General features: G+C 43.1%; 15 protein-coding genes. 4 read left to right on the forward strand and 11 right to left on the reverse strand.

Features of this window, described 5'->3' with window-relative positions; all coding sequences use genetic code 11:
* Position 1 precedes the first annotated feature (1 nt).
* Genes AKJ31_RS18715 through AKJ31_RS18725 form a run of 3 tightly spaced genes read left to right on the forward strand, consistent with a single transcriptional unit; the run spans position 2 to position 6,577 of the window.
* Positions 2–1,594 carry a type I restriction-modification system subunit M gene (locus AKJ31_RS18715; protein ID WP_053410592.1) on the forward strand — a complete coding sequence of 531 codons (1,593 nt, stop codon included), beginning with the start codon at positions 2–4 and terminating at the stop codon, positions 1,592–1,594.
* Complete coding sequence (locus AKJ31_RS22695) at positions 1,578–2,789, forward strand: restriction endonuclease subunit S (protein ID WP_072161398.1); 1,212 nt, start codon at positions 1,578–1,580, stop codon at positions 2,787–2,789. The genes AKJ31_RS18715 and AKJ31_RS22695 overlap by 17 nt, the downstream gene beginning before the upstream one ends.
* Before the next feature lie 5 nt (positions 2,790–2,794).
* On the forward strand, positions 2,795–6,577 hold the full coding sequence (locus AKJ31_RS18725) for a type I restriction endonuclease subunit R (RefSeq protein WP_053410593.1): 3,783 nt from the start codon (positions 2,795–2,797) through the stop codon (positions 6,575–6,577).
* 194 nt (positions 6,578–6,771) lie between these two features.
* Here the strand turns inward: AKJ31_RS18725 and AKJ31_RS18730 are convergent, their stop codons facing one another.
* The 8 genes from AKJ31_RS18730 to rraB form a co-directional block, all read right to left on the reverse strand.
* A complete protein-coding gene (locus tag AKJ31_RS18730; protein WP_157052397.1) occupies positions 6,772–7,947 on the reverse strand; it encodes a hypothetical protein in 1,176 nt (391 codons plus the stop codon).
* A 47-nt stretch (positions 7,948–7,994) separates the two neighbouring features.
* Positions 7,995–9,023 (reverse strand): nucleoid-associated protein, encoded by a 1,029-nt coding sequence (locus tag AKJ31_RS18735; RefSeq protein WP_053410595.1) that lies wholly within the window; start codon positions 9,021–9,023, stop codon positions 7,995–7,997.
* Between the two features lie 402 nt (positions 9,024–9,425).
* Positions 9,426–9,674: a hypothetical protein gene (locus AKJ31_RS18740; RefSeq protein ID WP_001165850.1), complete on the reverse strand. Its 249-nt coding sequence runs from the start codon at positions 9,672–9,674 to the stop codon at positions 9,426–9,428.
* Between the two features lie 162 nt (positions 9,675–9,836).
* Complete coding sequence (locus tag AKJ31_RS18745) at positions 9,837–10,331, reverse strand: hypothetical protein (protein WP_053410596.1); 495 nt, start codon at positions 10,329–10,331, stop codon at positions 9,837–9,839.
* Between the two features lie 17 nt (positions 10,332–10,348).
* On the reverse strand, positions 10,349–12,376 hold the full coding sequence (locus AKJ31_RS18750; RefSeq protein WP_053410597.1) for a hypothetical protein: 2,028 nt from the start codon (positions 12,374–12,376) through the stop codon (positions 10,349–10,351).
* A complete protein-coding gene (locus AKJ31_RS18755) occupies positions 12,373–14,217 on the reverse strand; it encodes a hypothetical protein (protein ID WP_053410598.1) in 1,845 nt (614 codons plus the stop codon). Before AKJ31_RS18755 ends, AKJ31_RS18750 begins: the two co-directional genes overlap by 4 nt.
* Complete coding sequence (locus AKJ31_RS18760; protein WP_053410599.1) at positions 14,217–15,842, reverse strand: site-specific integrase; 1,626 nt, start codon at positions 15,840–15,842, stop codon at positions 14,217–14,219. The genes AKJ31_RS18755 and AKJ31_RS18760 overlap by 1 nt, the downstream gene beginning before the upstream one ends.
* 139 nt (positions 15,843–15,981) lie before the next feature.
* Positions 15,982–16,404, reverse strand: coding sequence for a ribonuclease E inhibitor RraB (rraB, locus tag AKJ31_RS18765; protein ID WP_053410600.1), 423 nt, complete (start codon positions 16,402–16,404; stop codon positions 15,982–15,984).
* A 567-nt stretch (positions 16,405–16,971) separates the two neighbouring features.
* Here rraB and arcA point away from each other — a divergent pair.
* Positions 16,972–18,192, forward strand: a complete 1,221-nt coding sequence (arcA, locus tag AKJ31_RS18770; protein ID WP_053410601.1) for an arginine deiminase — start codon at positions 16,972–16,974, stop codon at positions 18,190–18,192.
* Positions 18,193–18,274: 82 nt separating this feature from the next.
* Here arcA and tldD read toward each other — a convergent pair whose 3' ends face one another.
* From tldD to AKJ31_RS18785, 3 genes are read right to left on the reverse strand one after another with little or no spacing between them, the layout of a single operon-like run.
* Entirely contained in the window at positions 18,275–19,720 is a 1,446-nt protein-coding gene (gene tldD, locus AKJ31_RS18775) for a metalloprotease TldD (RefSeq protein ID WP_053410602.1), read from the reverse strand.
* A gap of 9 nt (positions 19,721–19,729) precedes the next feature.
* Entirely contained in the window at positions 19,730–20,548 is an 819-nt protein-coding gene (locus tag AKJ31_RS18780) for a carbon-nitrogen hydrolase family protein (RefSeq protein ID WP_053410603.1), read from the reverse strand.
* Between the two features lie 11 nt (positions 20,549–20,559).
* Positions 20,560–24,432, reverse strand: a complete 3,873-nt coding sequence (locus AKJ31_RS18785) for a YhdP family protein (protein WP_072161399.1) — start codon at positions 24,430–24,432, stop codon at positions 20,560–20,562.
* Position 24,433 lies beyond the last annotated feature (1 nt).

The raw sequence follows: 24,433 nt of genomic DNA on the forward strand, positions 1-24,433 counted from the left end.
CATGGCAAACAAGAACATGGCTAAGAAACCAGCAGAAAAGAAAAACGAAAAATCATTTGAAGAAACACTCTGGGATGCAGCCAACAAACTACGTGGTAGCGTTGAATCATCTGAATACAAACACATCGTATTAAGCCTGATATTCCTCAAGTTCATCAGTGATACCTTTGAAAAACAGCGTCAAAAGCTAATTGATGCGGGGCTAGAAAAACACATTGATATGGTTCCAGCTTACACCAAGGACAATGTGTTTTATCTACCTGAAGAGAGCCGTTGGAGCTTTATTCAGAAAAACGCTAAACAAGAAGATATTTCGCTAAAGATTGATACCGCTTTAAGTACCATCGAAAAAACCAACAAAGCACTGCAAGGCGCATTGCCTGACAATTACTTCTCCCGTCTTGGTTTGGATGTCAGTAAGCTAGCTGCATTGATTGATGTCATTAACAACATCGATACCTTAGCGAATCCGCACGAAGATGTAGTGGGTCGTGTCTACGAATATTTCTTGTCTAAATTTGCGATTGCAGAGGGTAAGGGTAAAGGCGAGTTCTATACACCAAAGAGCATCGTTAACCTAATCGCAGAACTGATTGAGCCATACAAAGGTAAAATCTATGACCCTTGTTGCGGTTCGGGCGGTATGTTTGTTCAGTCAATGAAGTTCATTGAGAACCACAAAGGCAACAAGAAAGACGTTTCTGTATATGGTCAAGAGTACACAGGCGCAACCTACAAACTAGCGAAAATGAACCTCGCTATTCGTGGTATCTCTGCCAACCTTGGCGCAGCCGCCAAAGACACCTTTGCCAATGATCAGCACGAAACCCTAAAAGCTGATTTTATTATGGCAAACCCACCATTTAACCAGAAAGATTGGCGAGCTTCCGATGAGCTGGTTGATGATCATCGTTGGGATGGCTACGAAGCACCACCAAGCAGTAATGCCAACTATGCTTGGATTTTGCATATGGTTTCCAAGCTGTCTGAAAATGGGGTCGCTGGTTTTATTCTGTCAAACGGTGCGCTATCAGGCGATGGGACAGAAAAAGCCATTCGCAAAAAGCTGATTGAAAATAATTTGGTTGAAGCGGTAATTATTCTGCCTCGCAGTATGTTCTACACCACCGATATCAGTGTCACCTTGTGGATACTTAACAAAAACAAAAAAGCGCATACAGTTCCGCACGAAGATGTCACTCGCAATTATCGTGATCGTGAAGAAGAAATTTTGTTTATGGATCTTCGTCAACGTGGTGAACCATTTGAGAAGAAGTATGTTCAGTTCTCTGAGCAAGATATTCGAGACTTTGCTGATACGCTTCATACTTGGCAGCAAGAAGGGGCGGAAGATAAGTACAAGGATATTGCAGAATATTGTTACTCGGCTAAGAAAGCTGAGGTTGCAGCCAAGGATTACTCGCTTGTCCCTAGTAAGTACATTGAGTTCATTAACCGAGATGAGAACGTTGACTTTGATGAAAAGATGGAAAGTCTAAGAAGTGACTTTAGTTCTCTTTTATCAAAAGAAGAACAATCTAAGAACGACTTACTAAATGTTTTTAAAGAGCTGGGCTATGAAATCAAACTATAAAAAGCTAGGTCAGTTTATTCGGGTTGTTGACTCAAGAAATAAAGAAAACCGTAAGGATAACCTACTTGGTGTATCAACCCAGAAGGTGTTTATTGATTCTGTTGCTAACACTGTAGGAACTGACTTTAAAAAGTACAAAATCGTCAGAAAACATCAATTCACTTACGTACCTGATACGTCTCGTAGAGGAGATAAAATCGGTATCGCAATGCTTGAGTCATTAGATCAGGCGTTGGTATCCCAAGCTTATACCGTATTTGAGGTTATAGACTCAAATCTGCTAGACCCAGAATATTTGATGATGTGGTTTAGGCGACCTGAATTTGATCGCTATGCTCGATTTAAGTCTCACGGTTCAGTTCGTGAAATTTTCGATTGGCAAGAGATGTGTGATGTTGAATTGCCAGTCCCATCTATCGAAGAGCAGCGTGAAATCGTGCGTGAATACAATGTGGTGAATGACCGTATTGCACTCAACGAACAACTTACTCAAAAGCTAGAAGATACCGCTCAAGCAATTTACAAACAGTGGTTTGTTGATTTTTCTATACCTGATGAATCAATCGTCTTGGCAGAAACAAAAAACTTAGACTTTCCAAAAATACCAGAAGGTTGGGAGATCAAGCGTATTGATGAGTTGGCAAACAAAATAGGTAGCGGTTCAACACCAAGAGGTGGTAAAGGCGCATACAAATCCCAAGGTATTTCTCTTATCCGTAGTATGAATGTACACGATTATCAATTTGTGTACGAAGATCTTGCGTTCATTGATGACGTTCAAGCTAAAAAGCTGGCGAATGTAGAAATTGAACCTAGAGATGTACTTATCAATATTACGGGAGTTTCTGTTGCTCGCTGTTGCGTTGTGCCAAATTCGGTATTACCCGCCAGAGTAAACCAACACGTGATGATAATTCGACCAAACCTAGAGATGTCCTATTACTTGCAGTGTGCCTTAGCTAGTTCGAGCTATAAGTCTAGATTGTTAGGGACCAGTGAAGGTGCTTCCACTCGACAAGCTCTAACAAAGGCAGATATTGAAGAGTTTTTGGTTTTAGTTCCATCTGAAGGTGTGCTTGCAAAGTTTGAGGGTATCGCTGAAGTAATCTTTTCAAAGATTGCAGCCCTAGCCCAAACTTCGCAAAAACTGAAAGAGCTAAGATCAATTATATTAAGTAAATTAGCAACGAGTTGAACGAAATGAAATTCACAGAAGAAAGGCTAGAACAAGCTATCATTGAACTGCTAGGGAAAGAAGGCTACCAACATACTCGTGGTGAAGCGATTGAGCGAGCACCTGAAGAAGTGCTGATTAAGTCCGATCTTCGTGAATTTCTAGCCACACGTTACCAAGCGGAAGGCATTACAACGTATGAGATAGAGCAAATTATCCATAAGCTTGAGTACCTTCCTGCTTCGGATCTCTACGATACCAACAAAGCCATTATGAAGTTTGTCTCTGATGGTTTTTTGCTCAAGCGTGAAGATGCAAACCAGAAAGACTTATACATTCAGCTTATCGACTACGTTGACTTAGAGAACAACCGCTATCGCATCGTCAACCAAATGGAGATACAAGGCTATGAGCAGCGTATCCCTGACGGCATCTTGTACATCAATGGTTTGCCATTGGTGGTGTTTGAGTTTAAGAGCGCGATTCGTGAAGAAGCGACCATTTATGATGCGTATAAGCAGCTTACCACTCGTTATGACCGAGACATTCCTGAGCTATTTAAATACAACGCCTTGTGCGTGATTAGTGATGGTGTGAATAACAAAATGGGGTCTTACTTTGCCCCATACGAGTTTTATTACTCTTGGCGCAAAATTACGGGTGCAGAGAAGCTAGATAAAGACGGTATTGATTCACTGTTTACAATGATCAGCGGTTTGTTTAACAAAAAACGACTCACTGATGTTATACGTCACTTTATCTACTTTCCTGATACTTCAAGCAAACAAGAAAAGATTGTTTGTCGTTACCCTCAGTATTACGCAGCAACCAAGCTTTTCGCCAATATCAAACAACATATGAAGCGCTTTGATGAGCACGGTAAGCTGGTGAGTGGTGATGGTAAAGGTGGTACGTATTTTGGCGCAACTGGTTGTGGCAAGAGCTACACCATGTTGTTCTTATCTCGCCTACTGATGAAAGATGTCGAATTAGGTAGCCCAACCATTATTCTCATCACCGACCGTACTGATCTGGATGATCAGATTTCAGGTCAATTCACCAATGCAAAGGGTTATGTGGGTGATCAAAACATCATAAGCGTAGAGAGTCGTGCTGAACTTCGTGAACACTTGAAAGGGCGTAAAAGTGGTGGTGTATTCCTGACTACCATCCATAAATTTACCGAAGATTTGGAGTTGCTGACTGAGCGAACCAACGTCATTTGCATCTCGGATGAAGCTCACCGCAGCCAAACCAATTTAGAACAAAAAATTACCGTTACTGAAGACGGTGTGAAAAAGACTTACGGCTTTGCTAAGTATCTTCACGACTCTTTACCAAATGCTACTTATGTCGGTTTTACAGGTACACCGATTGACGCAACGCTGGATGTTTTCGGTGCAGTTGTCGATAGCTACACAATGACAGAATCGGTTTTTGATGAAATTACCGTTCGTATCGTTTATGAAGGTCGAGCAGCAAAAGTGTTGCTTGATGGTCGCCAGCTTGAAGAAGTCGAAAAATACTATAAAGCCTGTGAAGAAGCAGGAGCAAACGAATATCAAATAGATAAAAGCAAAACGGCTATGGCAAGTATGTCTACCATACTGGGCGACCCAGATCGCATTAAGGCCATAGCAAAAGACTTTGTTGAGCATTATGAGAAGCGTGTTGAAGAAGGCACTACTCAAAAAGGCAAAGCAATGTTCGTTTGTAGCAGTCGTGAAATCGCTTATCAGTTCTACAAAGAACTGATTGTGCTTCGTCCTGAGTGGGATGAGGTAAAAGTATGTGAAGATGGTGCAACTTTATCGGAAAGTGATAAGAAAAAAGTGAAGCCGATGGAACGAGTCAAGATGATTATGACTCGTGACAACGATGATGATAAAGAGTTGTGGAATAAACTCGGTAGCAAAGAGTATCGTAAAGAGCTGGATCGTCAGTTTAAAAATGGCAAATCGAACTTCAAAATCGCGATTGTCGTGGATATGTGGTTAACAGGCTTTGATGTGCCGTTTCTCGATACCATCTACATAGATAAGCCATTACAAAAACATAATCTGATCCAAACCATTTCGAGAGTAAACCGTAAATTTGAAGGTAAAGAGAATGGTCTGGTAGTCGATTACATTGGCATTAAAAAACAGATGAACCTTGCTCTTTCCCAATACACAGCAGGGCAAGATCAGAACCTAGAAGACATTAAACAGTCGGTCATTATCGTTAAAGATCACCTGAGTCTGTTAGATGGGTTATTCCATAAGTTCGATTCAAAGCCATACTTCAATGGCACTCCCCTAGAGCAGTTACATTGCTTAAATGCCTCGGCTGATTTTGCACTTAGAACCAAGAAGTTTGAAAAGACGTTTATGGATCTGACTAAGCGCCTCAAATCGGCTTATGACATTTGTGTGGGAAGCAGTGAGCTGACTAAAACCCATAAAGACAAGATTCATTACTATCTAGCCGTTCGTACCATAGTATTTAAAATCACCACTGGCGGTGCGCCAGATGTAGAGCAAATGAACCGCAGAGTAAGGGATTTGGTTAAAGATGCTCTTATCAGTGATGGAGTCGAAGAGATCTTTAAGCTGGGTGAGAAAGACGGTGGCGAGATTGATATTTTTGATGATGATTATCTCGCCAAACTGGAGATGGTGAAGCAGCCCAATACGAAACTTCAACTGCTTCAGCAAATGCTTGCTAAGGCGATTGGTGAGTTTAAAAAGACCAATAAAGTGAAAGGTGTCGATTTCACCAAGAAAATGAATATGTTGGTTGAAAAGTACAATGAGCGTGACGAAAAGGATGTACTTCGCTCGGAAGTCATTAATGATTTTTCAGATGAAATTATCAACCTTTATAATGAACTACGTGCTGAAATGGCATCGTTTGGTGAAATGGGGATAGATTTTGAAGAAAAAGCGTTTTACGACATACTCATTTCACTGGCTCATAAGTACGACTTTACCTACCCAGAAGATAAGCTGCTTGAACTGTCAAAAGAGGTAAAAAAAGTCATTGATGATAAAGCCAAATATACCGATTGGAACAAGCGAGACGATATCAAAGCTGAACTGCATTTCGACTTGATTATCTTACTTGATGAGTGGGGCTACCCACCAATCGACCGTGATGAGGTGTATAAAGAGATTTTTGAGCAGGCAGAGAACTTTAAGAGAAACAATCCTAACCGCATCAGTAACGATGATCGACCATCAGAACCAATTCCGATGCTACTAGGAGATAAAAAACTCTATCGCGCTTCTCAAGTTGCTCGACTTTCTAATGCTCAAGAACTAGCCACGATTACGTTCAAGGCGGAATTGCCCTATGAGAGGGATTTTGGTTCGCTTTTCACTACGGGATATTACAGTGAGCTTAAAGAGTTAGGTATTGTTTCTTCATTGGTGCTAGATACCACAATGACCGCTTTGTCAGAGCTTGAACAAGCTACAAAGGAGCTAGAACTACCTTTGTATGATGGAGAGCGTAGTGGGATTGTCTGGGCGTTACAGTCTGCTAGAGATGGAAGTATATATGACGAGTTTATCGCTTATGCTGTCGAAGTCGCGGGAGACGAGAATTTTCGTACATACATTGAAAGTGCTATTTATGATGCCGCAAAAGCTTCATTTTGGGCATCATTCGTTTTAATACCCAACATCATACGCAAAAAGTACCAAAAACGTTGTGAAGAAAAAAATGCTCAGGCAGAGATCGATGAGGCCATCGCCAATAGCCCGAATGTCGTTGATTTTAGGAAACATAGTAAATGGAAGAACAACTCGAATAATTCCATTCATTAACAGACAATGGTAAAAACTTTATGACTATTCCCAAGCACAATGAAACTTAATGCCTTGGAACTTGATTAAAGACTAAATTGTTTGAGTTGAGTTGGTCGATACAAAAAGCCTTTGACACTGTCGAAGGCTTTTCTAACTAAATCTGATTATGAGCGGCATAGTATCTTAGTTGTAATATGTTTTATTGTGATACTTTATCCAGCTACTATTGGAAGCGTAATCGCTTTGTACGTGACCAGCACTGTAAAACCAAGCAATACGATTGCGAAAACCATAGTCGCTACTAGCTTGAGCCACACTCTCAGTTTTCTTGTATCTAAGCCCTGCTCTAATGTTCCAAGCTCATCCTTTTGCCCTGATTCAAGCTCATCACCGAGACGCTTGAAAAGATCTTTATATTCATTCTCAGTAGCACTTAATGTCGCAAACTGACCTAACAGATTCCAACAGACCACGACAACCAGGAAAAACACCATCAAGCAGTACGAGATATTCTTAAAAAATTGAAGGCTTTCTATCGAGTCTGTTGCTTGCATTTGCGAAGTAGCAAACCATACACCCAATGGAATCGAGAATGTTTTGGTGGCAACTTCATCAAACACTTTATTTACTTTATCTATGTACTCTGTTGCTTTCTCTCGATACTCTTTACGTACTTTATCAAATGAATAGTTTCGAACATATTGCTCATAACTAACTAATAATTTACTTGTAAATGCATTGAAATTGTTAACTAGATGAGACAATCTCGACTTAGGGTCAAGATCACTTAATAGGTTGTAAAGAGCCTCGCGAACTAAACTGTTCATCGCCTCTTTGTGCTGGTCTTTACCTAGCAACTCATCATAAAAACCAATATCAATATCTGCACTAAGCACAGAGCCATCAACAGACAAAGTTATGTCTAGTGGTTGACCACATAAAATAGTATATATGTTGCCTTTGTTTACATGGGCAACATCCTTAATTAAGTTACACACTTTTGAAACATTTAGATAAGTTGTGAACTTGGCATTTGTAGAATCTTTCGTGAGAATCTCGTTGAGATCGCTGATATAGACTGCCTCAACAGGATTGAGCAGATAATCTGTATAGTTTGTTAAATCAGCCCAAGTAGAGCATATAAAGTGATCTTTGTTTTGAGCTGATTGTTTGCTTAATTCGATCTTAGCTCGATTACACACATTGTAGTGCTTATCAGTAATCTCATTGTTTACTGTTAAATCAACCTTTCTAGTATCGTCTTTATAAATACTAAATGAAGCCGAGCACAGCCCGACTTCATTCAACCGCTTAAGCTTGTCAACAATATCTGCGTTAAAGTCTACAAAACCAGACACGTCGTTACCGTCAACAACCACATCGGTCATCAACTCTCTTATCGACTTGTATAGCTTTAATGTCTCAATATTCATAGCTAGTCATTGTCTTTAGCTTCTCGCTGAAGGTCTATAATGCTCTGTTTCAATGTCTCTGGTATATCAGTAAAAATCAACTGTTCATTTTCAAATGTAACGGTCTTACCAAGCAACTCGTTGTCAAAGCTAATTGATACACCTTTACCACGGCCACTTAAGCGAACATAACGTTTCAACTCTGCTGAACTAATCGCTATTTGCTCGCTTAATTGATGTTCGTCATTACGAGCAATAGCTAAGAAATCGTCAGTTGAATCAGGGAAAACTGCATTAGCGACATGTGTTAGGAGCACTTCTTTACCCGCTTTCTGTTGCTCTTGGATAAAGCTATGAGCACTATCTAATTTTGATTGTGTCTCATCACTACCTAAGCCTAGCTCAGAAGAATAAGTTTTGATCGCTGTTTTTAAAGCACTCGTTTCACGAGTTGCGGCTTGTTTATCACGCTGACACCCAATAAAAGACTCAAAGTAATCGCGCATTTCAACAGAACGACCTGTTTTGAACTTGATATAGCGAGTACTCAAGCCCTCGTCCCAGTCAGTTAAGTTGATAGATGCGCCTAAGTGTAAGCGGTTAAGGTCTATGATTGTAGCTGAACTTAAATCAAGATCTTTACTTGCGTTAATACCGTCAATTCGATTTAGTACGGTAATCGCTAACAATGTGTTCTCACGATACTCATACATGTAAAATGCCAGTATACCACCTTTGACACTTTGGAGCTTAGGCTCACGGATAATATCAGCAAATCGCTCAGCCATGTCCTTGGTAGTTTCAACGAAGGTTTTCTCTTTGTTTTGTAGGCGCTTTAACTGCTGCTCGAAAGCTGGTTCAAGCGTCGAATCACCATCTACGCCAAACTCACCAATATTAAGCGTTGATTGAGAAAACAACTCAATTAGTTGTTCAGTTAGCTTGCTTCCTAAGCCTTCAATCGAATTTTCTTCATCACGCAGATTTGTTACTACTGGATCACCATCGTTCTTACGTGTAACTTCATGAAGAATTACGTTCTTTATTGCCATGCTCTAGCCTTCATATAAAAACATTATGCATAGAGTACAGTAACCTAGTATTTCCAATGAAGAATTTTGTTTGATGAAAGCAGCTTAGATCTCAATAATTTAATCAATATGGGACAACACAGTTCATATTGAACATCCACCGACTACCTAGACACACTTTTGCTTTGCCCAAACATAGCTTACCCGCCAACATCAACCTAGAGCTTAGATTCTAAAATGTTTTCATCCAATAGTGAGCTAGGATACTAGCAGGGAGACCGTAAGTTCTAGTCGTGACGAACAAGATCAAGAATCAGCTTCTACACATGGTCAGACATATTGTCGAACGACAATATGAAGCAACAACTAATTAGAATATCTCTGAAACAACCCAAAAATCAAAGTAACCAGTTGATATTTAAGCTATCTTAAACGTGACAATCTTACAGTGACATCTTGAAAACCAATGTCTTTTGCTGCCTTTATTGCAGCATCATAACTTTTAAACGCTTTTGCTTCTTCAGAAGCCCTCTGGCTACTCAAAACAGCATTATCAGCTTGTTTCTTGCCAATTAAAGTTAAATTGTACCCTTGGCTCATAAGAGCGTCTGTAATACATGCTTGTTTAAAGCATCCTGCGTCGAATTTTATCTTGGCTTCTTTGATTTGCACTTTACCCCCTCTCTTTAATCAAATTAAAAATTTGATTAATCATTTTTAAAATTTGATTACCACGTTGATTTTTAACTTCATTACATGAATGCGTGTTTACGTTAAGTGGCTTGACTACCAGTCAAAAAACAACATTTACCAAATAGCAGCAAAAACTGGCAGTTAAGACTTTTTGTGATGCTCGAACTCCACAACTTCGGCAGAAAGCTGCTCCTGAAGTTCGTATACACGAAACATTAGTGACTTATTTAATATTTCGAGTTTAGTATTGATAGCAAGCGCCTCATCTCGCTCCCGCCGATACTCGATCTTTAGTTCCTTTTCACGATTTAATTCGGCTCTGAGTCTATTAATTTCACTCATATCCACTGACTCCGAAGCTATTTGCTCCGATTGTCTAGGATCATCCAGGGAAGCGTTGTATTTTTCGATTGCTGGGTTAGCGACCTTTTCAACAAAATCCTTAAACTTATGGATATAGCTTCGCCCTAAACCCGCTTCATTGTTAATTTTATTAAGCGTTAGGCGACCCTTTACCTTTGTTCTCAGAGGCTTACCACCTTTACCTATCAGGCGGTCTAATGCCCTTTGGAGCTTTTCCTCAGCGGAAAGAGATTTCTCTTCTTGTACCAGCTTTTTTAGTTCTTCTTGGCTCATAATATCGGCTCCATCTCTTAACTAGCGCTATTAAAGATGATTTCATCGTTAAATGGCGTGTAAGGGATTTCGTGCGCCTTAAGCGTCAGTTCTTCCACTTGAATTTTCTGTTTTAAACCAGTTAGAATCGAGCTTTTCAGTGGATCGCCAGTGTTCAGGTTCGTAAACTTAGCAATCAGTCGATCTCGTTGTTTAGCAATCACTTTAGCCCCTTTATCCGAAACCACCTTGTGAGCACACTCTTTGACTTCTGCACGAAATGCCAAAGTTCCACACACTCGGTCACAAGAACCATTAGTACAATAGGCACCACTAGGGAGTTGCATAATATGGAAGTTGCCGCGACGAACGTTTTCCTCAATTTCCTCACGAGTCATGAAGATACTTTCTCCAGCCTCTAACTTCATCATTCGTTCTTGCATGATTTCTTCACCTTTCGCGCCACTCAAGTGTTCACTTTGGTTAAAGATTTCATCAAAAATATCAACACCTAAGTCAATACCTGCCTCCTTTAGCTCTTCAAGGATGTCTTCATCCATCAGCAGATCATTCATCTGCGCAAGTTCAGCGTTATTGGCATAGTAGCCTGACATATTAATATTTTCGTGCTTAAACTGAAATTTAATTCCAGAGGCCGTACCAAACCCGTACCGAACAAAAAATACCGCAAACGTTCGTCTAAAGTCGTGAGAAGACAAGCCTGAGTATGTGCCGCCAACTTTTAGCTCTCCCTCTCTCGATGGATTGAGCATATTAAATTCTTCAACATCCTCAATCGTTGCTTTGTAATCTAAATTTTTGATAAATTTTCTCAATGCATTCGCAGGGTCGAATATATAAACATCGCTGCTCTGAACTATTGCTTTCGCCACTAAAAATGATGACTTAAGTTGTTTTCTCAAGTGTTTAACTTTTTCGGGAGTATAACCTCCAGTTAGTCCTTGCCGTTCTTTTTCATCAACTTTTTGTTGATAAAGCAAACGAGTAGACTCCATCATGTCATAGGCTAGCTCTAGGGCGACCTCAGCTACGGGATGCGATTGCCATGTAACTAATGTGGGTTTTGCGTTACGCCCCTTGGTTGTTTCTCCTTTAAGAACAGTTACCTTTTTACCGTTAACTTTTACGTCACCAACACTATTTTTATTGAAGGAAACAGCCTCACCAATTCGAACACCTGAGAACCCTTGTACAACTATCAAACAACTAACCAATATATCTGACAAAGCTGCTCCCGTTAAATCAACTTTGAAGTCAGGTATATCATGTACAATACCCCTCATAGCGCTAATGATTCTTTGAGAAATAGCTATAGGTGTCATTGATAATTCACGACCAGAGCCACGACCTTTCGTAAAAAATTTTTCCCCAGATTTTAATCGCGTATTAATTTCATACGCTTCCCCCATGACAGCTGATATCTCATGACGATACGAATGATATTTTTCAACAGTTTCTAGGGCATGACTTATTATTCGCTGATACAAGCGATGCGGGAGCGCAACGTGCTGCTTTGATTCATTGCTTCGTGCACATTTCCTAATTGCCTTTGCATCGACATACAAACCTAATTCATTACACTCTGTCAGTTTATTTAATGCAGAGAGAACCTTTTCAACGCTGATCTTGCCTAGGTTTCTTTGTTTTAATTGACGAAGGAACTGCTTCCATTCTCGACTTTTTTCTAGGTTATGCCACTTTGTGCTCTCCAAACAGTCTGCTATATGCTGTAGAGCTGTTTTCATTCCGTCCATCATATTCACTGATAATGGCGATAAATTCTTTTTCTTTGAATAGTGATAAAACTTATATAATGCATCCTGTATTCCAGCAACATACTCTGATTTTGTTGCAGTAAACCTCAGTATCAATTGATAAGAAACACCCACAGTATGCGATGGAGAAAAATCCCACACCTCAACGTGGTATGGCTTATCCATGGTATCGAGTTTATCTAACTCTTCCATTAAGAAAGCCGTTGGAGACTTCTGAAAAGGCGTTAGTGAAGTAACGTTATTGTGGGTGTTGCGTTTGTGATTATTCATGAAAATGCTTCCAGTAAGTCCATTAGGCTATATCCATCACTGTAAAGCGGGTGTGGGGATTCGCTATGTTTTTCCTGAGCTTGGGCATAATTATTAGGGGAAACCGCTTTAAATCGCGTTAAAATCGATTCTATGGTGTTGCACAACTTGTGAAATTTATCCGTTGGGAGGCTATTAATTGCTGGATAATCCTTCATTTGCTGTAACGTGTCATTGAAGGACATCATCAGCCAAATATCTTCTACTTCAGACACCAATCGATGAAACTCACATTCAAAACAGCCGAGAAAGTCAGTACATTTTTTCTCTTCTGGCTGCTTAATACCCATTTTTTCTAAATTTTTCTTAACGGTATTTGCTGCGCCTTTCGTAGCATCTTTACAGCGAACACCAAGTGGAGTTTGCGCGTCATTTTCCCGTTCTTCTTTGCGTAGCCGCTTATAATCATAATCACTCAATACATCGGCATAGCTGTACTTTGCCTGGCTCGCTGCCTCATGAGGATCCGTTCCATTTTTCACAACGTCATATAGAGCTTCATTTGACGCAGCAAGATTACGTTTATGGTCACTTTCGTTGCCATGAGCATAACTAGCCTTAATCGTTTTAACATCGTTATTCGCCGACATCGAGACTAGGTAAATATCCGAAGTCACCTTCATTAACGTGTCGATCTTGGTTTGGCGCAATATCGACGGATTGATATGGGCAAACCCTAATTTTTTCGTAAGCAAATTAACCCCGTTTTGAGGCGCGGTTTGCCCCGCATCAACACATCCTTTTATTTCACCTGACTTCATAAAATAAGGAAAAACCCAATCAGTGCTTGACTCCTTCTGAAGCGCTTTAGAAACTTCCAACCATTGATGAAAGAACTCTTGAGTCTTTTTATGAAAACCCATTGAGGTATCAAAGCCTAGGTGTTTGGCGCGGGCTTTGGTCATATCAAAGTACACCTTTCCATGGAACTCTTGTGTAAACCTCACATCGCTAAAACGCAGGTTTAAGAGTGGATTAGTATTCTGCCCAGTAAAACAGTAGGCCAGCATAGCAGCCAATCTACAAAAATGGTTACGTGCCGAATTTTCTGTTACCACTGCTATCTTAAAAGCTCTCTTATAACTGCTTTTTTGCCTTCGGTTCCAGCCCTGATTTTTAGCTACCTTGTTAAACTTCTTTTCATCCCAGAAAGGATGAATATCAGGCTTAGTCCCCTCTACAAAGTGCCTTCTAAATTGACCAAACGCGGCAATAAAGCATCGAAGTAACGGTTTTAACTCACCAACAACATCAATTCCTTTATGAGATTTAGCACTTTGACGCGCCCTTTTCACTGACTTTAGCGCCTTTGCTTCAGTGCTACGGTTCAGAGTTCTCAGAAAGAAGCTCAACATATCCCTTGCGTTTGACCAGGTAGCTGGCTGTTGCTCACCACGGTTACATTTGTCTTGGTGGTAATCCATGAAAGCGCTGTATAGATCGGGATGAAAATAATCACCATCAACAGGCTCTTTTTGGGTATTATCAAGCCATCGAATATACAGCTTAAGTTCGGAAAAATGCCCTTTCTTAGTGCGATTGAAATCTGTTTTTAACAACAGGTATATATCCCGAGCAAATTGCTCTCTGCCCGCAACTGGGATGTAGTCCACCCCATTTTTTTTTTGACCATTTGCGAGGTAGTTAGGTGCACCTTTATAAAAAAGTTGGTCTATATAGGCTGTAACCCCACCACACTTCAGTTTTAATTCTGACAAATGGAGCGGCTCAACCGTAGCGGAGGGGGACCCATAAAAGTCATCGTCAAGTCCAACGAATTTAGAACGAGTTTTACGACTCATTAAGATGCCTCATTTTTATAAGTTTTTTCGACCTCAGGGAGGTTATCCAACTCATCTTCCTCATCGAACACACCGAGATAATCCAGTACATCCTCCCAAATTTCGTCACCTGTTGGCTGCTCTTGAGCTACTTTTAAGTAAAGCAACGTGGTAGATAGGTCTTCATGCCCAAGGAGTGCCGACACTCGTGCTAGCGCATCGTCAGCGTTCATTTTTTTCAACAACGTCCGAAAAATAGAAACAGCAAAAGTAGCGCGAAGATTATGAACTACTGCATCAATATCATTGACCAGATTCATCCTTGCGGTTTTTCTTACCTCATTCCATCGAGTATTGATTTCTTCCAATTTCTTAAAAAACGGAACACCTGAGTTGCTAATAAAAAGATATTTCTTCGCCTCATCAACACCATCAACACCATCAAAGTACGCATCATTGCCAGCTTCTCTCTCAACCAAACACCTCTCTCTAAATTTCTCAAAACGATTTTTATATCTTTCAGAATGGCTATATTGGTAAAGCTCAAGCATCAATGAGCTAGGGATAATTGTACGGCGAGATTTATTATTATAGCCGCCACTAGGATCTTTAGTCAGAGAGCCATATTGGTCACCAACACCAAGCCTCAACATAACGCCTTCCGTATTAGGACGAATGATTTGGTCTAGATGTAAACTCGCCCCCTCCTCCTTGCGCAGACCTGTATAACGAAGAAGGCGAAACAGCAAACAATACTCCTCAGGCAGACTTACTAGCTTTTCGTCACCCTTAACGTTCTTGAGCACTCGTTTAGTCTGAACAAGAATGTTTTTAATTGCCTTCCATTCACTATTGGCAAGCGGCTTTAACTCACGTCGAGCATTAGGTAGCCTTCCACCATCATTTTGCTTAGATTTTGCGAAACTTAATCGAAGGTCGGTAGTTTGCACCTCTTTACGCTTATGAGCCTTCATGTTAGTGCCGCTGTTATCGATATCAATCAGGAAGGTCTCAAATTCAAATGGTGGGTTATTAAATTTCATGCCCTGCCTGAGGTGGTACTTGTAAAAATCAATCATTGAACGCACGTATGACATTGCAGTAGTTTTAGATAATCCTGTGCCATCGAGAGTAGTCCTTTGGACAGCATTTCTATACATAGTGGTGACACGTTGGTTTTTTCTAGGAGAAAAACTATCCCATGCAGGGCGGGGAGGGTCGATTAAAGGATCGTAATCTTCGTTATCATATTTAGCGTCCCATTTTGCCTGAGCATCTAATATAAACCTGAAAAAGTGAACGAGAGCTTTAGAAGCTTGCTGAGCGTCTTCTTTGTCATCGACAACGTGTTTTGCAAGGATGAACTCATTTACGTAATTCATTGGTTCGTAGGAAACCAAATCTCCTTTAACGAAAATTGGATTACCATGTTCATCTTTAATTGGTTTATCGTTCTCATCTAGCAGATTTACTTTCTCGTAACCAACTAGACTCAGGAAGATAATCTTCTTGATGTGCGTATGATTGTCTTTGTTTGGAGAGTATTGGTATTGAGGCTCACCATTATCATCAATGAACACTGATGGTTTTCGATAAGTGAAGTGCTTAATTGTTTTTGTCTTGATGTCGTAAATAATATCAGTCACTTGAATATCGCCAATTCATTCTCTAGTCACCACTTACCATATCACACCTTTTCACTAATAAAAGTGTATGGTTAACAAAAATTAAATAGAGTTAAAAAAAAGCCTCACCATGTGGCAAGGCTCTCATAAATTCTCACTTTTAATCTTCATCAAAATCGTCTGGGTCTTCATACTCATCAGAATCGTAGGGGTGTTCGTAATACGTACCCCAGCCATCGTAGATGATGTCGTATTTCTCTGCTAGGTGAACCAGTTTCTCAACTTGCGCATCAATCGCTTCGGCGTTCAGTGCCGATTCCATAGTCGCGTCGCAGCACAGAAGTTTATTACCGTCTTCGTCTTCGGTCTCTTCCGCTTCTAGAACTTCGAAGCCCATTTTGAACGCTTCAACAACCGCTTTTTCTAGCGTTGCAAAATCTTCTGCGAACAGGTGGTGCTCGATCTCATAAAGAGCATCTGGATCACTGCCGTCTTCAAGTAGTGCTTGGATAATCTCGCGAGTATCTTCTTTTTGAATCTCAATTAATTCTTCAACTGATAGATATTCATCTTCATGAGACATAAGTCGTGCTCCAGATAGTGACTATATTGATCATAATTTTACGCACCGGACTATCGCATGTATCTAGGCAAAATGCCACCCAGAATCACTGAAGATCCGGATCTTTATTGGCAGATCCGCACTCAAATTAATCTGATCGAGTTCACAAGACGAGAAAGTTAACATTTTTTTATCATTTGCCGCATTCAGAATTATCTGCCGAGCTATCGACGGTAATTTGCCGCTAATGTATGCGTTTTTATTATTTTACTCTGCATATCTCTAGATAAGGTTAAAATGCATAAAAAGCCACTTTATCGCAGCTATCAAGATAGCTTATGCATAGCTATGTAGTAAAAGTTCGATGTAACCGCAAACCTGTTACGACTAGTTATCGAATAGCAACGCACTCTCTCACCAAAGCGGTTAAAAATACAAAATAGTAAAACCTCAACACGTAACATTAGAATATTAGTATATATAACTAAACATGAGCCATAAGTAAGAATTTACATCCATTATGTCCGCTTGCATCTTAATAACATCCTTGTCATAAATACGCTCAATAGTTATTTGTAAGGATACAAAATGAGTAAGCTGTACGTAGGCTCTGAAGTTGGCCAGTTAAGACGAGTGTTGTTAAACCGCCCGGAGCGCGCGCTGACACACTTAACCCCATCAAACTGCCACGAACTACTATTCGATGACGTATTGGCGGTAGAAGCCGCAGGCGAAGAGCACGACAAATTTGCCCAGACTCTGACTGAGCAAGGCGTCGAAGTGCTACTGCTGCATGACCTATTGGTAGAAACGCTGGAAGTACGTGAAGCGAAAGAGTGGCTACTTAACACTCAGATTTCCGATTTCCGTTACGGCCCTATCTTTGCGCGTGACTTACGCTTTTACTTAGCAGAGATGGATAACGAGCACCTTGCGACTATCCTACTTGGTGGCCTTGCCTATTCTGAGCTACCTATCTCTACCTCTTCGATGCTACCGAAAATGCATCGTCCGCTTGATTTCGTTATTGAACCACTTCCAAACCACCTGTTCACACGTGATACTTCGTGCTGGGTATACGGCGGTGTATCGCTCAACCCAATGATGAAACCTGCGCGCCAACGCGAGACAAACCACCTTAAAGCGATTTACCGCTGGCACCCAGTGTTTGCTGGTCAGGACTTCATTAAATACTTTGGTGATGAGGACCTTCACTACGATAATGCCAACATTGAAGGCGGTGACGTTTTGGTTATCGGTAAAGGTTCTGTGTTGATCGGTATGTCTGAACGTACCACCGCACAAGGCGTCGAAAACTTGGCCGCGAACCTGTTCAAACACGGCCAAGCGAAAGAAGTGATCGCGATTGATCTGCCTAAGCATCGTTCGTGCATGCACTTGGATACGGTTATGACGCATATGGATATCGATACTTTCTCGGTATACCCAGAGATCATGCGTAAAGATCTCAACACTTGGCGCTTAAGTGCCAAAGATGATGGCGACATTAAAGTTGAGCAAGTGCCGAGCTACATCCACGCGATTGAAGAAGCGTTAGGACTGGATTACTTGAAGATCATTACTACTGGCGGTGACAGCTATGAAGCAGAGCGTGAGCAGTGGAACGACGCTAACAACGTATTGACGGTTAAACCGGGTGTAGTGATTGGTTACGAGCGTAACGTTTACACCAACGAAAAATACGACAAAGCAGGCATTGAAGTACTGACCATTCCAGGTAACGAACTGGGTCGCGGTCGCGGTGGCGCACGCTGTATGAGCTGTCCAATCGAACGTGACGGAATCTGATCCTCGGTTCATTGCTCAAAAATCAATACACAAAAAAAGCTGCGATAATCGCAGCTTTTTTATTGGTGGTTGTAGGTGATAGTTACTCAGTGCCGCCCACAGTCAGGGAGTCGAGTTTCAGCGTCGGCTGACCGACACCTACAGGCACGCTTTGCCCCGCTTTACCACACACACCGACACCACGGTCGATGCTCAGGTCGTTACCCACCATAGACACTTGCTGCATCGCTTCGATGCCCGAACCGATCAAAGTTGCGCCTTTCACTGGTCGAGTGATCTTACCGTCTTCAATCAAATACGCTTCAGAAGCCGAGAATACGAACTTACCAGAGGTGATATCAACCTGACCACCACCAAAGTTTGGCGCGTAGAGACCTTTCTTCACGGTTGAGATGATCTCTTCTGGTGTGTGCTGACCCGGTAGCATGTAGGTGTTGGTCATACGTGGCATAGGTAGATGCGCATACGACTCACGACGCCCGTTACCCGTCGGTGCCACGCCCATCAAACGAGCATTAAGCTTGTCTTGCATGTAGCCTTTCAACACCCCGTTTTCAATCAACGTGTTGTATTGCCCTTTCACGCCTTCATCGTCAACGTTAAGTGAACCACGCAAGTCTTTCAACGTGCCGTCATCAACGATGGTACACAGTTCAGACGTCACCTGTTGACCGATTTTGCCGCTAAATACCGACGACTCTTTACGGTTGAAGTCACCTTCTAAGCCGTGACCTACCGCTTCGTGCAGCAGCACGCCCGGCCAGCCAGAGCCCAAAACGACAGGCATAGCGCCAGCGGGCGCCGCTTCTGCTTCTAGGTTAACCAGCGCCATACGGATTGCTTCGTCCGCGAACTGGTACGCGACTTGGCTACCTTGTTGTTCTGAAATAAAGAAGTCGTAACCAAAGCGACCACCGCCCCCTGCGCTGCCGCGTTCACGGCGCTCACCACGTTGAGCCAGTACACTGATCGACAAACGAACCAGTGGGCGAATATCGCCAGCGTAAGTGCCGTCCGTCGCCGCGACCAACATCTGTTCGTGCACACCGCTCAGGCTGATTGATACTTCTTTAATCAGAGGTTCTTTGGTACGAATGTAAGCGTCCAACTCTTTCAATAGCTTAGTTTTCTGCTCTTTTTCCCAGCACTCTAGCGGGTTAACCGCGCCGTAGATGTGTTGGTTATCGCTACGTTGAAACGCTTGGACTTTGCCATTCTGACCTTGCTGTGCGATACCGCGCGCTGCGATAGCACTTTGTTTCAGTCCATCAAGCTGGATTTGGTCTGAGTAAGCAAAACCTGTCTTTTCACCCGTTACCGCTCGGACACCAACACCGCAATCAATGTTAAAAGAGCCATCTTTGATGATGCTGTCTTCAAGCACTAGAGATTCGTGCCAGCTTGACTGGAAATAGATATCGGCATAGTCGATCTGACGTGTTGCCATGCTTGCTAGGGTGTCGGCAACATCTTGCTGTGTCAGCCCTGCCGAGGTTAGCAACGCATCTTCTACATGATTAATTGTCATACTTCGCTCTTAAACTTTTAACTGATTGTTGAATCTGGTGTGCTCAAGAACAGGCATGGTTTTCCTTAACTCTTGAACTTGATTGAGGTCGATATCGACCACCAAATTCTGTGGCTCATTCTCTAGACTGGCGACGACTTTACCCCAAGGTGATACCACCATCGAGTGTCCCCACGTTTCTCGTCCACAAGGATGAGTGCCGCACTGGTTAACCGCGATAACCCATGTTTGGCTTTCTATCGCTCTTGCTCTTAGCAAGGTTTCCCAATGCGCTTTCCCGGTAACAGCGGTGAATGCTGCCGGAACTAAAATGACGTTAGCTCCGCGCTGAGCCAGCTCACTGTATAGCTGCGGGAAACGAACATCATAACAGATTGTCAGCCCCAAATGCGCCAGTGGCGTCTCCACTGAAACGATTTTTGCCCCTGGGGTAAAGGTTTCTGACTCGCGGTAGCGACTATGTTCGTCGTCGACATCGACATCAAACATATGCAGCTTATCGTAGTGCGCGACGCACTGCCCTTGCGGGTCGAACAGTAAAGAGGTCGTCGTAACGCCAGTGTCGCGACGAATCGGCATACTGCCGACAACCAGCCACACAGAGTGACGCTTCGCCAGCTCCGCAAGCTGAGATTGGACTTCACCTTCACCAAGTGGCTGCGCCATTTGATGATAGTCCGCTCGACTGCCAAAGACGATGCAGTTTTCCGGCGTGACAATCAGCTGCGCGCCCGCTTGCGCTAATGACTCAACTTGACGTGCAATAAACGCTAGATTATCCGCCACCACAGGTCCGGATGTCATTTGAATCAATCCAACTCTATCCATGAGTCTGTTCCTTAATCTACGATTTTCCTTAATTCTTTCGGTAACTCAAATTCGCCTTTGCTGCGCGATAGCTCTTTAACTTCCGGCGCTTCAAGCGGTCCTTTGACTTCGTAATTCACTTGGGTAAAGACTTCCACTACTGGTGAAATCACCGTCGTGATCGCCAATACGTACAAGGCGGTTTGAGGTGTTACCGCAAACGCGGTCAGCACAGGGATACCGGAGGTAATATCTGGCACAAAATTCACTTCTGCGTCGACCGTTTCGTTGTTTAAGTTAGCCAAACCACGAATGGTCATCTCACCAGCTACCGCATCCATCTTAATATCATTGGTTAAGAAGATGCCATTTTTGATTTCGCCGCTGCCGGTAATCGAGTTAAACGCCATACCGTCGTCAAACACGTCGGTAAAATCGAGCTGCATCTTACGAATGATCGAGTCCAGACTGAATAGGCCGAGCAATCGAGCCGCACCACTGACATCAGAAATCATCCCTTTACCAAGCGTAGTCGACACATTGCCTTGCAGCGTGCTGACTTTGATCGCCCACGGAGCGCCATCCCATTCGAGGTTGGTATCTAGGTCAAACGGCGCTTTCTGAATGCCGGATGAAATGCCAAAACGCTCCATCAAATCACTGTTGTTTTCCCCTTTCATCGACACCTTTAAGCGGGTGTGATTTTGGGTTTGGTTTAGCTGCCAGTAACCGCCCATCTCGACATTATTGGTGCCGCTTTCGAACGAGAGCTTCTTCCACTCAACTCGGTCACCCTTGCGTTGCAGGTCAAGGCTCGCTTTCCCAACTTTATAGCCTTGGAACCAGAAGTCATCGATCGTCAGAGTAAGATTAGGGATTTGCTGATGCAGAGTGCGGTCAAACTCGGTGATCAACGGCTGCTCTTCGTCTTCGATATCAAACAAGGTCGAATCTTTGTATTCTTCGTCCAAAGCAGGCACGAATACGTGTAAACGCTCCAATGCGACTGTCAGGTCATACGGCGCAATGTAGGTCGCTTCACCTTTGGCTTCTTGGCTCGACAGTTTCATATACCAGCTTAGGTCTTTTTCCTTAGCCGAGAACACGACGTCGTTCCAATCGATACCTGCAAGTTTCAATTCCTTAACGTTCATCGCTACGCGCTGAGGCATCGGAATCTCCGGCATTTTCGATGTCGAATTGCCTTTGGCACTACTCGGTTTGTGCTCGCCAATAAAATCGAGCCACTGGTCGAGGTTAAACTTATCGGTTCTCACTGAGGCGTGATGCCCGACCACTGGGCTGACCTTAAAGCTACCTTTACCCAGCACAAGGTTGGTGGCACGCAAAACGGGAATGTCTGGGCGGATATCAATTTCGGTTTGATATTTGGCGTTTGGCAATTGCAAACGAGCGGAGATACTTTCTTGGTTACCCGATGCCTGAAGTCGCGCTTTGCCCGCTTGCTTGACCGCTTTATTAAGCGGGTATGGATAGTCGCTGCGCACCATTCTTAGATCCGCACTGGTATCAATCTGGTAAGTAAAGCCGACATCGTTTAGCTGGATATCAACGTCCATTCGCCAAGGCGCGTGTCCATGCAAAGGTTTGACCCAGTTTTCACCCACGTATGGCGCGACGGGCTTGATATCCCAATCCCCCACAACATCAATACCAACCGCGTAACCTTGGCTGGCATTCTCACCAGCAAAGTCGATCGCCACCGGCTGAGTCAGAAGCTGCGCATTGATTCCTGCCGCTTTGACCACATCGTTATCGAACTCAATTCGTCCGGAGACCGACTCCAAAACCATTGGTGGTGTATTGATCTCAACTTGGTTGTCTTTTAGGTCAGCATAGCCCCACGCTCTAACGTCTTGCTCAGAGGTAAATGGAACGTTGAGTTGGAAGCTGGAGGTTACCGGACCGGTGACTTGCACCGCGGTCAGCGCAGCACCAACAGAATCGACCAATGGGGTTGCTGTCATGTAATCGCGTACCGAGTTACCTTGGGCAAATGCGCTGGCTTCAATTTCTATATGGCCGCCGGGGGCTAACTCCGGAATGCGCCCGACAATGCGAGTTGCGGTGACGTCTTGCAGTTTGGCACTGCGAGAGTCGAGGTACATGGCATCATTCTGGAACAATAAGTCTAGCTGTAAATCGGTGATCGGAGGCCAAGCGGTATCAAAGCTGAACTTCGCGTCTTTAAGGCCAACCCAAGCTTGGAACATGCCGTTGTTGTCTTTATAAGGGAAATCACCCAGCTCACCGTACCAGAGCAATTTAGCCGTATTGACTTTGCCGCCTTGAATCGCGGTAGACAGATAATCGGTTAAGTCTCGCCCTAGCGCCAATGTCGGCAAGTAGCGCCATACTTCACCGCCATTGTAGAGGTCGGCTTCGGCATAAAAAGAGAGGAATGGACTTTTCTCTTTAGGGAAATCAAGTCGGAAGGCACCGAGCACTTGCAGATCTGGCGTTGCTGCGGTGACTTTGTCCGCCCATAAACGCCAACCCGACTCATCTTGTTGCCAGACAATATCCACCATTCCCTGACGAATCCGCAATGGCGCTTGGAAAACCTCACCATACGGTAGAATGTCGTCAATTAGCGACACATGCGCGTTGGCCTGAGACCAGTTACCGGATACTTTCGCCGACAAGTGATGCAACTCTGGCAATAATTCCCATTGTGCCATCGAACCACTGGTTAACTCGGCAGAGTAGCGCAAGCTATCCAGGTCTGCTCCCATTGATACTCGGATATCTTCAACAAGACCACCAAGTTTGAGAGTTTCCAGTAACTCGGTCGTTTGCGCTGATTGTGGAGCAAGCTTGATTAAAGGCGTTACCGTACTCAAATCTAGTTGCGACGCGTTGAGTCGCCATTGTGTCGGTTGCCACTCGAACACCATGTCCAACTCAGGCCAAGGGGTGTCGTCGGTTCTTAGCTCAAGTGAGTGAGCATTGACTTGCCAACCGTTGTTTTTCGGCTGCAACTCAAAGATACCAGACTCAACAAACAGTTCGTGGCGATGACCTTCTTGCCAAACAAGCTCTGAAGACTCGATTTCTAAGTAAGCACTTACTGGCTTTGAGCGTTCAATCGTTAACCAGCTATTAAAGCTGATTAAGCCTTTCTCAATACCAGTCTCTTGTTTGAGGTAATCCGTCAGCCAAGGCGTCACCCGAACATTTTGCACCGATGCGTAGAGTTCACCACTGACATCTTTCAACGAGCCGTGGTCAATAAAATCGGCTTTGACCAGCACAGAGTTGATATTGCTGGTTGCAAGGCCAACTTCACCATCGATAAGGTGACGGTCGCCTTTATTTATCCAACGCAGCTTATCTACGTCAACCTGAATCGCGGAGCCATCCACACTCTGCAAATGGACGGTTGAATCAATCAGCGAGAAGTCATCAAGCTGCCTCAACAGCAAGTTGTCTAATTGCTCGATCACTTTTCGCTGTGAACCTTCCGGCTCCAGTACAGGTTGATCTTGCTGGTTTTTGACCAGTTTTACCGAGGTCATATCGAGATTTAACTTGTAAAGACTCGATTCGGCGACAACTGGCTGCAGTTCAAGCAGAGATTGGATTAGATCCAATTCGACTTCAACACGGTCGGCACTTAAGGTGATGCCACTGCTCGACGGCGTGTGGATTTGGATACCTTGCAGGGAGATAGATGGGTGAAGATTGCGCCAAAAGCCGTGGATGTCCTCGATTTCGAGTTCAAACCCGGCTCTGTCACTCACCCACTGCTTTATCTCTGGCTGGAAATGATTTAACTGAGGTAGAGCAATACGTAACGCCGTGACAACGATGGCCAATAAGACCATCACCGTAACGGCTAACCATAAAACAAACCTTGTGAATAATGTTGCTCTAGAGCTCACA

The sequence above is a fragment of the Vibrio hepatarius genome (assembly GCF_001274785.1).
In the GTDB taxonomy this organism is placed as follows: domain Bacteria; phylum Pseudomonadota; class Gammaproteobacteria; order Enterobacterales; family Vibrionaceae; genus Vibrio; species Vibrio hepatarius.